This window comes from Pseudomonas sp. 25 R 14 (assembly GCF_900004755.1).
GTDB classification, from domain to species: Bacteria; Pseudomonadota; Gammaproteobacteria; order Pseudomonadales; family Pseudomonadaceae; genus Aquipseudomonas; species Aquipseudomonas brenneri.
Genome location: NZ_CVTS01000028.1, coordinates 142855 through 158166, shown reverse-complemented (window position 1 = coordinate 158166; position 15312 = coordinate 142855). Strand labels below are relative to the sequence as shown.

General features: G+C 60.4%; 14 protein-coding genes. 4 read left to right on the top strand and 10 right to left on the bottom strand.

Annotation, left to right across the window (positions count from 1 at the left end; genetic code table 11):
• Nucleotides 1-279 precede the first annotated feature (279 nt).
• Nucleotides 280-2217 (top strand): BCCT family transporter, encoded by a 1938-nt coding sequence (locus BFQ03_RS06480; RefSeq protein WP_239695223.1) that lies wholly within the window; start codon nucleotides 280-282, stop codon nucleotides 2215-2217.
• A 96-nt stretch (nucleotides 2218-2313) separates the two neighbouring features.
• On the opposite strand, the gene choV is transcribed toward BFQ03_RS06480, so the two are convergent.
• The 3 genes from choV to BFQ03_RS06465 form a co-directional block, all read right to left on the bottom strand.
• Nucleotides 2314-3492, bottom strand: a complete 1179-nt coding sequence (gene choV / locus BFQ03_RS06475; RefSeq protein WP_032858680.1) for a choline ABC transporter ATP-binding protein — start codon at nucleotides 3490-3492, stop codon at nucleotides 2314-2316.
• A complete protein-coding gene (choW, locus tag BFQ03_RS06470) occupies nucleotides 3489-4334 on the bottom strand; it encodes a choline ABC transporter permease subunit (protein WP_032858679.1) in 846 nt (281 codons plus the stop codon). The genes choV and choW overlap by 4 nt, the downstream gene beginning before the upstream one ends.
• A 67-nt stretch (nucleotides 4335-4401) precedes the next feature.
• Nucleotides 4402-5349: a choline ABC transporter substrate-binding protein gene (locus tag BFQ03_RS06465; RefSeq protein ID WP_032858678.1), complete on the bottom strand. Its 948-nt coding sequence runs from the start codon at nucleotides 5347-5349 to the stop codon at nucleotides 4402-4404.
• 416 nt (nucleotides 5350-5765) lie between these two features.
• On the opposite strand from BFQ03_RS06465, the gene BFQ03_RS06460 reads away from it, so the two are divergent.
• Both BFQ03_RS06460 and BFQ03_RS06455 read left to right on the top strand, forming a co-directional pair.
• Nucleotides 5766-7142, top strand: a complete 1377-nt coding sequence (locus tag BFQ03_RS06460; protein WP_032858676.1) for an L-serine ammonia-lyase — start codon at nucleotides 5766-5768, stop codon at nucleotides 7140-7142.
• A gap of 506 nt (nucleotides 7143-7648) precedes the next feature.
• Entirely contained in the window at nucleotides 7649-8752 is a 1104-nt protein-coding gene (locus tag BFQ03_RS06455; RefSeq protein ID WP_032858674.1) for a choline metabolism transcriptional regulator GbdR, read from the top strand.
• A gap of 96 nt (nucleotides 8753-8848) precedes the next feature.
• Here the strand turns inward: BFQ03_RS06455 and BFQ03_RS06450 are convergent, their stop codons facing one another.
• From BFQ03_RS06450 to choX, 5 genes are all read right to left on the bottom strand, one after another.
• Nucleotides 8849-9112 carry a hypothetical protein gene (locus BFQ03_RS06450; protein WP_029300669.1) on the bottom strand — a complete coding sequence of 88 codons (264 nt, stop codon included), beginning with the start codon at nucleotides 9110-9112 and terminating at the stop codon, nucleotides 8849-8851.
• A 370-nt stretch (nucleotides 9113-9482) separates the two neighbouring features.
• Nucleotides 9483-9956, bottom strand: a complete 474-nt coding sequence (locus BFQ03_RS06445; protein WP_065942714.1) for a thioesterase family protein — start codon at nucleotides 9954-9956, stop codon at nucleotides 9483-9485.
• A gap of 117 nt (nucleotides 9957-10073) precedes the next feature.
• Nucleotides 10074-11039, bottom strand: coding sequence for an L-carnitine dehydrogenase (locus BFQ03_RS06440; protein WP_032858670.1), 966 nt, complete (start codon nucleotides 11037-11039; stop codon nucleotides 10074-10076).
• 75 nt (nucleotides 11040-11114) lie between these two features.
• The gene (locus BFQ03_RS06435) at nucleotides 11115-12002 is read right to left on the bottom strand and encodes a 3-dehydrocarnitine:acetyl-CoA trimethylamine transferase CdhC (RefSeq protein ID WP_065942713.1); all 888 of its coding nucleotides are present in this window, start codon (nucleotides 12000-12002) and stop codon (nucleotides 11115-11117) included.
• A 73-nt stretch (nucleotides 12003-12075) separates the two neighbouring features.
• On the bottom strand, nucleotides 12076-13014 hold the full coding sequence (gene choX, locus BFQ03_RS06430) for a choline ABC transporter substrate-binding protein (protein ID WP_065942712.1): 939 nt from the start codon (nucleotides 13012-13014) through the stop codon (nucleotides 12076-12078).
• Nucleotides 13015-13208: 194 nt separating this feature from the next.
• Here choX and BFQ03_RS06425 point away from each other — a divergent pair, with 194 nt between their 5' ends.
• On the top strand, nucleotides 13209-14153 hold the full coding sequence (locus tag BFQ03_RS06425) for a GlxA family transcriptional regulator (protein ID WP_032858664.1): 945 nt from the start codon (nucleotides 13209-13211) through the stop codon (nucleotides 14151-14153).
• 148 nt (nucleotides 14154-14301) lie between these two features.
• Here the strand turns inward: BFQ03_RS06425 and BFQ03_RS06420 are convergent, their stop codons facing one another.
• Both BFQ03_RS06420 and BFQ03_RS06415 read right to left on the bottom strand, forming a co-directional pair.
• Complete coding sequence (locus tag BFQ03_RS06420; RefSeq protein WP_032858663.1) at nucleotides 14302-14709, bottom strand: DUF3010 family protein; 408 nt, start codon at nucleotides 14707-14709, stop codon at nucleotides 14302-14304.
• 42 nt (nucleotides 14710-14751) lie between these two features.
• Entirely contained in the window at nucleotides 14752-15153 is a 402-nt protein-coding gene (locus BFQ03_RS06415) for a lysozyme inhibitor LprI family protein (RefSeq protein ID WP_032858661.1), read from the bottom strand.
• Nucleotides 15154-15312: the final 159 nt, after the last annotated feature.

Below are 15312 nucleotides of genomic sequence, written 5' to 3'. Positions count from 1 at the left end.
GATCTGCGACAAATGGTCGCTGCCTACAGGTATTTCCTACGTGTAGGCAGACGCATCTGACATCCACAAAAACCCTTGAAACAGCCCATGACAGCGCGTCGCTGGGGTTCGAGGATTTTCGGGATGTCTTTATAACACCCGTCCGTCGACTGCCGAAAAATCGATGGCGCGGGTCAAGCGCTGCCTTGTGTCCTCTCTCGCACTGCCCGGAGCCTCTGTGCCATGAGTTCTGCCTCTCTTATAAAGACCCCACCGGAAAAGGTGCGGGTCAACGGTTGGGTGTTCTACACCTCCACCGCGTTGATCCTGTTGTTGACTGCCATTCTGATCATCGCCCCGCAAGAGGCCGGCAGAATGCTGGGAATCGCCCAGACCTGGCTCTCGAAAAGCTTTGGCTGGTACTACATGGTGGTCATCGCCGCCTACCTGGTATTCGTGGTGGGCCTGGCGTTTTCCTCCTACGGCAAATTGAAGCTGGGCAGCAAGGCCGATACCCCGGACTTCAGTTACGGCGCCTGGGCCGGCATGTTGTTCTCTTCGGGCATCGGCATTTCGTTGCTGTACTTCGGCGCGTCCGAGCCGTTGGACCACTACTTCAACCCGCCTGAAGGCGCCGCTGCCACCCAGATGGCCGCGCGCCAGGCGTTGCAGTTGACCTTCCTGCATTGGGGCCTGCATGGCTGGGCGATCTATGCGCTGGTCGGCCTGGCCGTGGCGTACTTCGCCTACCGGCATAACCAGCCGCTGGCCTTGCGTTCGGCGCTGTACCCATTGATGGGCGAGCGTTGGGTCAAAGGCGCGGCCGGTCACGCGGTGGATGGCTTCGGCATGTTCGTGACCCTGCTGGGCCTGGTGACGAACCTGGGGATTGGCTCGATGCAAGTGTCGTCCGGGTTGGAAAACCTGTTCGGCATGGAGCACAGCAACACCAACCTGCTGATCGTGATTATCGTGATGAGCACCGTTGCGACCATCGCTGCCGTGTCGGGTGTGGAGAACGGCATTCGCCGCCTGTCCAACCTCAACATTGTGTTGTTCAGCGGCCTGCTGATTTTCGTGCTGCTGTTTGGCCCGACCCTGCACCTGCTCAACGGCTTTGTGCAGAACATCGGCGACTACATGAACGGCCTGGTGCTCAAGACCTTCGACCTGTACGTGTACGAAGGCGATGGCGAGAAGTCCGAGCGCTGGATGGGCCTGTGGACCCTGTTCTACTGGGCCTGGTGGATTTCCTGGGCACCATTCGTGGGCATGTTCATCGCGCGTATTTCCCGTGGCCGTACCGTACGTGAGCTGGTGGCGGGCGTACTGCTGATCCCGCTGGGCTTTACCCTGGCGTGGCTGTCGATCTTCGGCAACTCGGCCCTGGACCTGGTGCTCAACCATGGGGCCGTGGAGCTGGGCAAGACCGCGCTGGAGCAACCCTCCATGGCGATCTACCAGTTGCTCGAATACTACCCGGCGTCGAAAGTGGTGATCGGCGTGTCGATCTTTGTCGGCTTTGTGCTGTTCCTGACACCGGCGGATTCTGGTGCGGTGATGATGGCCAACCTGTCGTGCAAGGGCGGCAATGTGGATGAGGATGCGCCGCACTGGCTGCGGATCTTCTGGTCGGCGGTGATCACCCTGGTGACCATCGGCCTGCTGTTTGCCGGTAACTTCGAAGCCATGCAAACCATGGTGGTGCTGGCGGGCTTGCCGTTCTCGGTGGTGCTGATCTTCTTTATGTTCGGTTTGCACAAGGCTATGCGCCAGGACGTGGCCATCGAACAGGAGCAGGCGCAATTGGCCGAACGTGGCCGTCGCGGTTTCAGCGAGCGCCTGACTGCCCAGGACCTGCAACCGAGCCAGGCTGTGGTGCAGCGCTTCATGGACAAGAAAGTCACCCCGGCGCTGGAAGAAGCGGCCGTGGCATTGCGTGCCCAAGGGCTGGATGTGCAGACGCTGTTGGGTAAATCCAAGCGCTGCATCGGCGTGCGGATCGAGATGGAAGGCAACCCGTTTGTCTACGAGGTGAGCCTGGATGGCTACCTGGCGGCGCCGAGCGAGTCGATCGAGGCGCAGAAGGAGCGTGCGCGCTACTACCGTGCCGAGGTTTACCTGCACAACGGCGGTCAGGAATACGACCTGATGGGCTTCACCCAGGAACAGATCACCCGGGATGTGCTCGATCAGTTTGAAAGCCATCGGCAGCTCCTTGGCCGTGTCTATAGCTGATAAAAGCCGGCGGTGTCGTCACTGACACCGCCTGTTCAAACTTGGCAACGCGGTCAAATGTAGGAGCGAGCAAGCTCGCTCCTACAAAAAGCCTTATTAGCCCAGGTTCTTGCCCAGCAGGGCATGGTACAGCTCGCTATCCCCCAGAATCCCCACCACCTTGTTGTTGTCGTGCAGCACCAGCTTGTTGCCGGTCTGGTAGCGAATCTGCAACGCATCACGCATGCCGATATTCGAATCCACCAAGGTCGGCAACCGCCCCAGGTCTTCCACGGCTTGCCCCGGCGCCCAGTTCTGCAGGTTCATCACCGCGCCATTTTGCCGTGCGCCCTGGATGGTGTTGCCTTCGGCCAGGTCCAGCCACGAGTCGCCGCCCGGGTCCAGGCACACCGAACCATTGACCCGCTTGCAGTTGTCCAGCGTGCGCATCAGGCTGCGGCCGCAAAGCACGTTCAGTGGGTTGGTATGGGCGACGAAGGTGCGCACATAGTCATCCGCCGGGTTCAGCACGATTTCTTCCGGCACGCTGTACTGGATGATCTTGCCGTCTTTCATGATCGCAATCCGGCTGCCCAGCTTGAGTGCCTCGTCGAGGTCGTGGCTGACGAACACGATGGTCTTGCTCAGCTTGCGTTGCAGCTCCAGCAGTTCATCCTGCAGGCCTTGGCGGATCAGCGGGTCGAGGGCCGAGAACGGTTCGTCCATCAGCAGGATGTCGGCGTCCATCGCCAGTGCGCGGGCCAGGCCGACGCGCTGTTGCATGCCGCCAGACAGCTCGTCGGGCTTCTTGTTGCGCCATTGGGTCAGGCCCACCAGCTCCAGTTTTTCGTCCACCAGTTTGCGCCGCTCCTTTTCAGGACGACCCTGCATCTCCAGGCCAAAGCTGATGTTTTCACGCACGGTCAGCCAGGGCATCAGGGCGAACTTCTGGAACACCATGGCGATACGCTTGGTGCGCATCATTTTCAGCTCGGCCGGCGTGCATGACGCGATGTCGATCTGGCGACCTTCATGCTCCACAAACAACTGGCCACGGCTCACGGTGTTAAGGCCGTTGATACAGCGCAACAGGCTCGACTTGCCGGAGCCCGACAAACCCATCAGCACGCAGATCTCGCCTTTCTCGATATCCAGGCTGGCTTTTTCCACGCCGACAATCTGCCCGGTCTTTTTCAGGATTTCGTTGCGGTGCATCCCCTCATCCAGCAGCTTGAGGGCTTCGCGTGGGTCTTTGGAGAAGATCACATCGACATTGTCGAATCGGATAATGCTCATGCATCACCCCCTACTTTGGCGTCGGGTTGTTTGCAGATACGGTCGAGCATGATGGCCAGCAGCACAATCGCCAGGCCCGCTTCAAAGCCCAGGGCAATGTCGGCGGTGTTCAGCGCGTTGACCACAGGTTTACCGAGGCCGTCGGCGCCCACCAGGGCTGCGATCACCACCATCGACAACGACAGCATGATGCATTGGGTAATGCCGGCAGCGATGCTCGGCATGGCGTGGGGCAGTTCGATGCGCGAGAGCAACTGGCGCCGGGAGCAGCCAAAGGCCTTACCGGCGTCCATCAGTTCTTGGGGTACATCGCGGATGCCCAGGTAGGTCAGGCGGATCGGCGCGGCAATCGCGAACACCACCGTGGAGATCAGGCCGGGCACCACACCCAGCCCGAAGAGGGTCAGGGTCGGGATGAGGTAGACGAAGGTCGGCACGGTCTGCATCAGATCGAGTACCGGGCGCATCATCGTATAGAACATCGGCTTGTGCGCGGCAACAATGCCCAGCGGCACGCCGATGACCACGCAGACCAGGGTGGCGAACAGCACCTGGGCCAGGGTCTCCATGGTTTCCTGCCAGTACCCCAGGTTGAGGATCAGCAGGAAGGAGGCGATGACAAACACCGTCAGGCCCCATTTACGTTGAATGTAGTGAGCAAGCAGCGCAATCAGACCGATCAATGCCAGCGGATTGAACCAGGTCAGCGCGAACGTCACGCCGTGGATCATCGTTTCCAGTGTCGATGCGATCGCGTCGAAGTAATCGGCGCCGTTCTGCGTCAACCATTCGACGAAGGCAGCGATGTACTGGCCTAGTGGGATTTTCTGTTCAGTCAGCATGGTAGTGAATGTCCACATGCGAAAAGGGAAAACATCCCGGGCCGGCACGCCGGCCCGGGGTCAGCGATTACTTGTCGAGATAGGCTTTTACGGCGGCAAGTCCTGGTTTGCCATCAAGGGTGGTGACTCCGGCGAGCCAGGTGTCGAGCACTTGCGGGTTCTTCTTCAGCCAGGCCTTGGCGGCGGCGTCGGGTTTCATCTTGTCGTCGAGGACGTTACCCATCAGGGTGCTTTCCATGTCCAGGGTGAACACCAGGTTTTTCAGCAACTGGCCCACGTTGCTGCATTCCTCGGAGTAGCCCTTGCGGGTGTTGGTGTAGATGGTGGCCTGGCCGTAGTTGGGGCCGAATGAATCGTCACCTCCGGTCAGGTATTTCATCTTGAAGCGGGTGTTCATCGGGTGTGGTTCCCAGCCCAGGAACACAATGGCCTGCCCACGTTTGGTAGCACGTTCCACTTGCGAGAGCATCCCGGCTTCACTGGACTCGACCACCTTGAAGCCTGCGTCTTTCAAGCCGAACTGATTCTTGTCGATCACGCTCTGGATGGTGCGGTTGCCGTCGTTGCCAGGCTCGATGCCGTAGATCTTGCCACCCAGCTCATCCTTGAACTTGGCGATATCGGCGAAGTCTTTCAGGCCCTTGTCGTACAGCGCTTGTGGCACTGCCAGGGTGTACTTGGCGTTTTCCAGGTTGGCGCGCACGGTTTCCACGGTGCCGGCATCACGGTACTGCTTGATGTCGTTTTCCATGGTCGGCATCCAGTTGCCGAGGAAGATGTCCATGTTCTTGCCGTCGGCCAGGGACTTGTAGGTCACGGGTACGGAAATCATCGTGGTCCGCGGCTTGTAGCCCAAGCCCTTGAGGATTTCGCTGGTGGTGGCGGTGGTGACGGTGATATCGGTCCAGCCGACATCGGAGAAGTTGACGGTACTGCACTGCTCAGGGTCAGCAGCGTGGGCCGCAAGGGGAAGACTCAGCATGGCGGCCAACAACAACGGGGGGGAACCTTTCATGGGTTTGGACTCCTGGTGTTTTTCCGGCGGTGCTTGACCGCGCTTATAAGTGTTGCAGTTGGGGCGTGCGAGCGATGCGCAGCCTCGATGCCTTGCAAACGAGTCGAGACTGATCATGTACCAGTGAAAATCTGACGCCTACAGGGTGGGTCGTATCCAGTACAGGGATGGTCGTATCCAGTGTCGGTGACGTCGCTTACAGGTTTTTCCACGGGCAAAACTGCACTTTTTCTCGATCTGCGCCGCAAAAAACGGCGATTGCGCCCCATTGCACGAGGACGACGCTGTTGAGCATGGGTGCGTCGGTGTGAGACGCCGGACGGCGCTATAAAAGCTTGATGATGCCGCCATCTGGGCGACTTGAGCGTAGCAGCTGTATCGCGCCTGGCCTGTGCTCATCGAGGAGTTTCGCGGCAATGGCTATCAGCGTTTTCGACCTGTTCAAAATCGGCATCGGGCCGTCCAGTTCCCATACCGTGGGCCCCATGCGGGCTGCCGCGCTGTTCGTTCAAGGCCTGCGTGAGCGTGGCCTGCTGGAGCAAGTGCAACGGGTCGAAGTCCAGCTGTATGGCTCGTTGTCCGCCACCGGCATCGGCCATGGCAGCGACAACGCAGTCATCATGGGATTGATGGGCGAGTGGCCGGATGCAATCGATCCGTCGCAGATCGGCCTGCGTATCGAGACCCTGCGTGAGACCAGTACGTTGTTGCTGGACAACCGTTTGCCTGTTCCCTTTCTGTGGTCGCGGGACATGCGCCTGATCGACGAAAACCTGCCGTTCCACCCCAATGCCATGACCCTGGTGGTGTACGGCGCCCAGACCGAGTTGCACCGCGATACCTACTATTCGGTGGGTGGCGGTTTTGTGGTGGATGAGGCCCAGGCCCGCAGTGGCGTTGCGGATATGGATCGCACCGAGCTGCCTTATGATTTTTCCAGCGCGGTGGAGTTGTTGCAGTTATGCAAGACTCACAACCTGCGCGTCGCCGACCTGATGCTGGCCAACGAAAAGGTCTGGCGCCCGGAAGAAGAAATCCGCAGTGGCCTGATGAAGCTCTGGCGTGCCATGCAGGATTGCGTCGAACAGGGCCTCAAGCACGAGGGCATCCTGCCCGGCGGCTTGAATGTGCGGCGACGGGCCGCCAAGTTGCATCGCAGCCTGCAGGAGTTGGGCAAGCCGAATGTGATCGGCTCGACCTTGAGCGCCATGGAATGGGTCAACCTGTTCGCCCTGGCCGTCAACGAAGAAAACGCCGCCGGTGGGCGCATGGTCACGGCACCGACCAACGGCGCGGCGGGGATCATCCCGGCGGTGCTGCATTACTTCATGAAGTTCAGTGAGGTCGTCACCGAGGCCAATGTGGTGGACTACTTCCTCGGCGCGGCGGCAATCGGGATCCTGTGTAAAAAGAACGCCTCGATCTCCGGCGCCGAAGTCGGATGCCAGGGCGAAGTTGGTTCGGCCTGCGCCATGGCGGCTGCGGGGCTGGCAGAGATTCTGGGTGCCAGCCCGGAGCAGGTGTGCAACGCCGCAGAAATCGGCCTGGAACACAACCTGGGCCTGACCTGCGACCCGGTGGGCGGCCTGGTGCAAGTGCCCTGCATCGAGCGCAACGCGATAGCGGCGGTCAAGGCGATCAATGCGGCGCAGATGGCCTTGCGTGGCGATGGCCAGCACTTTATTTCCCTGGACCGGGTGATCCGCACCATGCGTGATACCGGGGCGGATATGCATGACAAGTACAAGGAGACATCGCGGGGTGGGTTGGCGGTGAGTGCTGTGGAGTGTTGAGTCAGTGATACCGAGTTGCCTGTATTCGCGAGCAAGCCCGCTCCCACATTTGAATGTATTCACAGATCAAAATGTGGGAGCAAGCCTGCTCGCGATGACGGTAGACAGGTCACCGCTGCTCATAAAGTGAACACCCCAACCAAAAGCGCCACCTTTTAGCGCGTCGCAAACAGATAAGTAGCTGCCAAACGATATCCCTGCCTGCCACCCGTCACCCGTGCGTGCGGTGACACACGTTTCCTACGCCCTGAAAGCGCCTTCCCACAAGTGCTACCGATCTGCTCACAGAGCATGGGCGTAGGATTTTTCCGAGTCATATCCTCACGCCGGGCGTGGGCTTGTATAGACACCTCAATAGGTCGTTTTCAGGAGTTATTGAATGCCTATTCAACTTTAGGCATGGCAATTGCTCTATCAATTCAAAGCCTCTCTCCTGATGGACGAAGAGTGCAATAACAAGAGCCTCGCCTGAGGCCATCACCCGCTTTGTGTGAGGAGATACCGCGATGACGTCGTTCAACTCCGGGGCTCAACCCCAGAACCGTGCGCCTCAATCCATCGGCTTTTTGCTGCTGGACAATTTCACGCTGATTTCCCTGGCGTCCGCAGTCGAACCGCTGCGCATGGCCAACCAGTTGTCCGGTCGCGAGCTGTATCGCTGGAGCACCTTGAGCGTCGACGGCAATCAGGTTTGGGCCAGCGATGGCCTGCAAATCACCCCCGATTGCTCCATGCACAAAGCCCCGGCCCTGGACGTTGTGATTGTCTGCGGTGGCGTGGGTATCCAGCGCACTGTGACCCGCGAGCATGTGTCGTGGCTGCAAAGCCAGGCGCGCCAGTCCCGCCGTCTTGGCGCGGTGTGTACCGGCAGTTGGGCCCTGGCTTGCGCCGGCCTGCTCGACGGGTTTGATTGCAGCGTGCACTGGGAATGCCTGGCATCGATGCAGGAAGCCTTCCCGCGGGTGTCGATGAGCACGCGCCTGTTCACCCTCGACCGCAACCGCTTCACCAGTTCGGGCGGCACCGCACCGCTGGATATGATGCTGCACCTGATCAGTCGCGACCACGGTCGTGAACTGTCGGCGGCAATCTCCGAGATGTTCGTGTACGAGCGCATCCGCAACGAACAGGATCACCAGCGCGTGCCGCTCAAGCACATGCTCGGCACCAACCAGCCGAAGCTGCAGGAAATCGTCGCGCTGATGGAAGCCAACCTGGAAGAGCCGATCGACCTCGATGAGCTGGCGGTGTACGTCGCCGTCTCGCGGCGCCAGTTGGAGCGGCTGTTCCAGAAATACCTGCACTGCTCGCCGTCGCGCTACTACCTCAAGCTGCGCCTGATTCGCGCACGGCAGTTGCTCAAGCAGACGCCGATGTCGATCATCGAAGTGGCGTCGGTGTGCGGGTTTGTGTCCACGCCGCACTTCTCCAAGTGCTACCGCGAATACTTCGGCATTCCGCCACGGGATGAGCGCGTAGGCTCCAATACCACCCAGCAAGTGGCGATGATGCCGATTCCGCAGGCGTTGGTGTTGTCACCGTTGGCCGGGCCGATGTCGGCGTTGAGCCAGGCGCGCAATGAGTCGACGTTTGCCAGTGTAAGGCTGTAGATCGAGTCGCCTGTATTCGCGAGCAAGCCCGCTCCCACATTTGAAGGTATTCACACATCAAAATGTGGGCGCGGGCTTGCTCGTGAATGCGGTGTATCAGGCGCCTGAGTTCTGTTTGAACTGCACCAGGGCCGGCAACAACTGCTTATCAATCGCCTGGCGTACCGCCGGCAGAATTGTCGCGCTGCCTGTGTACATCTGCTCGACCATGCCCTTGAGTGCCTTGGCCCGCGCCTCACTCAAACCGCGTACCGCGCACTCACAGGCCTGCTCGGCGGTGGCACCGCTGGACACCTCGAAACCCAGCGAGCGCAGTTGGCTCAGCAGGTCATCCTGATCAATCAAATCGGCGTGCATCATGATGTTCATCCTGGTTAGGGGAGACTTCGATCAGGTTCGATTCTGGTGGGCCATCAACGGGTCGGCAAGACCTGAATGCCACAATGGCAGGAACGACTATGAGCATGTCGCTTTCGGGCCAGTTACCGGCAAGCGTTGCGGGCACACTGGTTTCAAGCAAGCGGATTGAAGGTTTGGTCACCCTCGGGACGCACGCTCACACAAAGCACTCTGCCTCGATCTTGTCACGGCTTGATCGGGGCTTTTTTATGGCTGTTTTTGCCGTTCTGTAGGAGCGAGCTTGCTCGCGAAAAACTCAAGGGCGTCGCGTTCTTCCTGGTGCCCCGCGTCTTCGTTAACGATTTTCGCGAGCGAGCTCGCTCCTACAGGGTTAGCGTTGGGGCAGGCCGATGACGCGACCGAGCAGGGCGGGCCGGGGCAGGTCGGCTTGTTCAGCACTGATAACCGCCAACCGCTGTGCAACCGCCGCGCTGAACGGTGCTGACCGTGGCCCGGCCAGGTCGACATGCAGCAGCATCTGTTCATTGCCCGCCAGTTCCCGTGCTTCGCCGACCAGATGCAGGCTGTGATAGAGGTGCAGGCGTTTGCTGTCATGGGCGATCAGTTGGGTATGCACTTCAACGTCGGCGCCCAGTTTCACTTCGTGCAGGTAGTTCAGGTGCAGTTCCAGGGTGAACAGCGAATGGCCGCTGGCTTCGCGGTTGTCGCTGTCCAGGCACAGAGTGTCCATCAACGCATCGGTGGCGTAGCTGAAGATCAGCAGGTAGAACGCATCGCGCAGGTGGCCGTTGTAATCGACCCAGTCGGGGATGATTTTGGTGGTGTAGGTGGTCAGCGTTGGCATTTGATAAATCCCTGATCCGTACTCGGTCAACTGTAGGAGCTGGCTTGCCTGCGATGGCGATTTTGGATTCACCACCGTCATCGCAGGCAAGCCAGCTCCCACAGAAATCAACAGCCGTTATTCGGTGAAGCTCATGCCATGTTTGGCCTTGGTGGTCTTCACCGCTTCCAGCACCGCCAGCAAACAATCATCACGATAGCGCTCCAGCGCCGAAATGCTATGGCTGCCCAACTGCTCGCGGGTGCCATCGACCACGTCATCAATCAGTTTGTCCGTCAGTTCCGGCGCCGGCAGGTAGGTCCACGGCAATTGCAGTGCCGGGCCGAACTGCGCCATGAAGTGCCGCATGCCAGCATCGCCGCCGGCCAGGGTGTAGGTCAGGAACGTGCCCATGAACGACCAGCGCAAGCCGGCGCCAAAGCGGATCGCATCGTCGATCTCGCCGGTGGTCGCCACACCGTCGTTGACCAGGTGCAGCGCCTCGCGCCACAGGGCTTCAAGCAAACGGTCGGCGATAAAACCGGGGACTTCCTTGCGCACATGCAAGGGGCGCATGCCGAGGGATTCGTACACTTTTATCGCCGCCTGGATGGCCTCGGGTGCGGTATGCCGGCCGCCGACCACTTCCACCAGCGGTAGCAAGTACACCGGGTTGAACGGGTGGCCGACCACGCAGCGTTGCGGGTGGGTGGCGCTTTCGTAGAACTCGCTGGGCAACAGGCCCGAGGTGCTGGAGCCGATCAGCGCATTGGGCTTGGCGGCCGCGCTGATCTTGCTGTGCAGTTCAAGTTTCAGCTCCAGGCGTTCCGGGGCGCTTTCCTGGATGAAGTCGGCGTCTTTCACGCATTCTTCGATGGTCGCGACAAAGCGCAGGCGCTCCTGGGAGGCGCCGGGGGCCAGGCCTTGTTTCTCCAGGGCGCCCCAGGCGTTGGCGACGCGTTTGCGCAACGCGGCTTCGGCGCCGGGCGCTGGGTCCCATGCCACCACATCCAGGCCGTGGGCGAGGGCACGGGACACCCAGCCACTGCCGATGACACCACTGCCCAAGGCGGCGAAGGTTTTTATTTCGGTGATAAAGCTCATGGTGGCGTCCTAAAGAAGTTCGGTAATTTCCAGTGCTAAAGAGGCTCATTGTGGGAGCCGGTTTCGGCAGGGGGATTAGCTGCGTTTGGTCAGGCCCATTTTTGTGCGGCCTTCAGCAGGGGTCAGAATCCGCGCCCCCAGGCGGCTGAGGATTTCCCCGGCGCGTTCCACCAGTTGCCCATTGGTCGCCAGCACGCCTTTGTCCAACCACAGATTGTCTTCCAGCCCGACCCGCACATTGCCGCCCAGCAGCACCGCTTGTGCCGCCATCGGCATTTGCATGCGGCCAATGCCAAACCCGGCCCACACCGCATCAGCAGGCAGGTTGTCGACCATGGCTTTCATGGTGGTGGTGTCGGCCGGTGCGCCCCAGGGGATGCCCAGGCACAGTTGGAACAACGGGTTGTCGAGTAGCCCTTCCTTGATCATCTGCTTGGCGAACCACAGGTGGCCGGTGTCGAAAATCTCCAACTCGGCCTTCACCCCCAGCTCCTGGATACGCTTGGCGCCCGCACGCAGTTGGGCCGGGGTAGACACGTAAATAGTGTCGCCATCGCCGAAGTTCAGGGTGCCGCAGTCCAGGGTGCAGATTTCCGGCAGCAGTTCTTCGACGTGGGCCAGGCGGGTCAACGGGCCGACCAGGTCGGTGTTGGGGCCGAACTCCATGGGATGCTCGCCGCCACCGATTTCCAGGTCGCCGCCCATGCCGGCGGTGAGGTTGACGATGATGTCGATATCCGCCTCGCGGATGCGCTCCATCACTTCACGGTACAGCGCTACGTCGCGGCTGAATTTGCCGGTGTGCGGGTCGCGCACATGGCAGTGGACTACGGTGGCGCCGGCTTTGGCAGCCTCCACCGCCGCAGCGGCGATCTGTTTTGGAGTGACCGGCACGTGTGGGCTTCTGGCGCTCGTGTCGCCAGCACCGGTGAGTGCGCAGGTGATGATGACGTCGTGGTTCATGGGGCGGGTTCCTTACAGGCGTGAGGGTGCCGTTCGCGGCCGTTGATGGCCGCGAAACGGAATTCAGGAAAAATTACTTGCGGGTCAATTGCAGATTGGCGGCCGCCGGCTTGCCATCGAAGGTGGTCACGCCTTCCAGCCAGCGCTGCTGGTCCTGGGGGTGATCCTTGAGCCATTGTTTGGCCGATTCGAATGCGTCCTTGTGATCCAGCAGCGGCTGCATCATGCGGCTCTCGTCGGCGGCGGTGAAGGTCAGGTTGGTCAGCAGCTTGTGCACGTTCGGGCATTGCTCGGCGTAGGTCGGCGCGGTGACGGTCCAGACCGTGGCCATGCCTTCATTGGGCCCCAGCGCACCTTCGCTGCCGGACAGATAGGTCATCGCGACGTTAACGTTCATCGGGTGCGGCGCCCAGCCAAAGAACACCACGGCCTCCTTGCGACGCACGGCGCGGTCTACGGCGGCGAGCATGCCGGCCTCGCTGGACTCCACCAGTTGGAACTTGCCCAGGCCGAACTGGTTCTTGGCGATCATCGCCTTGATCTGGATATTGGCGCCCGAGCCGGGTTCTATGCCGTAGATCTTGCCGCCCAGCTCTTTCTGGAACCTGGCAATGTCGGCAAAGGTTTTCAGGCCTTTGTCTGCGAGGTAGGTCGGCACGGCGAGGGTGGCGCGCGCGTCCTTGAGGCTGGGCGCGTCGAGGACTTTCACTTGCCCTGCGTCGACGAAAGGCGTGATGGTCTGGGTCATCAGCGGGTTCCAGTAGCCGAGGAACAGGTCCAGGCGCTGGTCACGAATGCCGGCGAAGATGATTTGCTGGGAAGCGCTGGTTTGCTTGGTGGTGTAGCCGAGGCCGTCGAGCAGCACCTGGGTCATGGTGCTGGTGGCGATCACGTCGGTCCAGTTCACCACGCCCATGCGCACGTTTTTACAGGAGGCGGCTTCGGCGGCCCACAGGCTGGTGCTCAAGACGGCGCTGAGTGCGAGCACACAGCGGCTGATCAGTCGGTTCATGATGGATCCCTCGGCAGGTCGTTATTGTGGGTTCCGGCGTCTTTGTGCGCCGTGTCGCCAAGTTACTCACCTTGATACCCGGCAAAACGCACGGCGGCGACCTGCTCTTGCACTGTAGCGACCCGTACTCTTGAATGGGTGATTGAACTGGCGTATCACACAACACACGCTGCCCGCCTGACGAGAGCGCTTGTATGTCCCAGGACTTTTATTTTTTGCTGATGCCCGGCTTTTCCGCCATCGGTTTTATCTCGGCGATTGAACCGCTGCGCGTGGCCAACCGTTTTCGCGGCGAGCTGTATCGCTGGCACGTATTGAGTGCCGATGGCGGCGCGGTGTTGGCGAGCAATGGCATGTCGGTGAACGCTGACGAGGGGCTTGCACCACTGAAAAAAGGCGCGACGTTGCTGGTGGTGGCCGGCTTCGAGCCGCTGGAGTTCGTCACGCCAGCCCTGGAGCACTGGCTGCGCCGCCTCGATCATGACGGTGTGACCCTCGGCGCCATCGACACCGGCAGCTTCGTCCTGGCCCAGGCCGGTCTGCTCGATGGCTACCGCCTGACCCTGCACTGGGAAGCCATTGATGCCTTCAAGGAGTCCTATCCCGCACTGGCCGTGACCCAGGAGCTGTTCGAAATCGACCGCCGGCGCATCACCTGCGCCGGCGGCACCGCCTCCATCGACCTGATGCTCGACCTGATCAGCCAGGCCCATGGCCCGGAGCTGGCGATTCAGGTTTCGGAGCAGTTCGTACTGGGCCGTATCCGCCCGCGCAAAGACCACCAGCGCATGCAGATTGCCACGCGCTACGGCATCAATAACCAGAAGTTGGTGCAAGTGATTGGCGAGATGGAGCTACATACCGAACCGCCCCTGAGCACCCTGGCGCTGGCGGAGATGATCAAGGTCACACGGCGCCAGCTGGAGCGCCTGTTCCGCCTGCATCTGAACGAAACACCGAGCACCTTCTACCTCGGCCTGCGCCTGGAAAAGGCCCGGCAACTGCTGCGCCAGAGCGGCATGAGCGTGCTGGAGGTGAGCATTGCCTGCGGGTTTGAGTCACCGTCGTATTTCACCCGAAGCTACCGGGGGCGGTTTGCCAAGTGCCCGCGGGAGGATCGGCGACGGGAGGTGGTGTAAGCCTATTGGGCACACGCCAACCAAATGTGGGAGCGGCGGTGCGACGGTTCGACTTGCTCGCGAATGCGGTGGGTCAGTCAATTAAGATGTTGACTGATACACCGCATTCGCGAGCAAGCCCGCTCCCACATTGGATGTGTGGGGTGGCTTATTTTTTTACCAAGGCCGAGCACGCGGTTTTAAACGCCTCATGCTGGTATTTGTTCAGCGTCGCCGGCAGTTCGAAGTTGTGCTTCTTGTGCTGCGCATTGATGGTTTGCGGCGATAGCAGCGTCACCTCAACGCCGTCCAGCAACTGCAACACGCCTTCGATCTTGAAGGTGGTCGGGCCGCCGGCGAATTCGCCTTTCTTGCTGCGCTTCTTGATCGCGATGCGGGTGATGCCGTTATCGCGCACAAACGCGGCCACTTGGCTGGCGAAGGCTTTGACGTTGGCGGCCTCGTCATCGTCCTCAAGGGCGATTTTCTTGGTGGCCATGGTGACGTGGGTCAGGTCCGGGGCGGCAACGGCGATGATCGCTTCGCTGCCTTTGATTTCGATGCCGCAGAGAGTCATGGGTGGCCTTGGTTCAGAGGAAAGGATGCGCGCGATTGTCGCTTATTCCTGGCCAATCGACTCCAAAAACTCCGACCGCTCATCACTCATCCGTGCCAGGCAGTCATTCTGCGCAATGGCGTAGGCCTTGGTGCCGGTCACGGCCGGGAAGGTGTCCACCGCGCAATCGGCATCCCGCAGTTTTTCCCACTTCTGCTGGGCATCCTTCAGACGAGCGGTGATGTCCGCCAACTGTGCCTTATCGCTGGCATAGGTAGACCCCATGCGTTCCAGCAGGCCCTGGTAGTTATCCTTGAGCAGCTCTTGGGCAGTGGTTTTGTTGTAGGAGGCGCATTCCAGGGTCTGTTTGTCGTTTTCGATGCCATCACACGGGGTGCTGTCGGTGTCTTCGGCTGCGTGGACGCCGGTGGCGAGGAGTGCCAAAGCCAGGAAAATCGGTTTCATTGCGCCTTCTCATATCGGTGGATGGGTCGAATTCTGGCTCAAGCGTAGGCCAAAGAACAGATGCAGGACAGACACGTCTTAGCACCCTTTGTCGTGGATTGACGCTTTCGGCAATTCCCCTGTCGTTTTTGCACCCGGCTCCACCGGCCCCTGGGCATA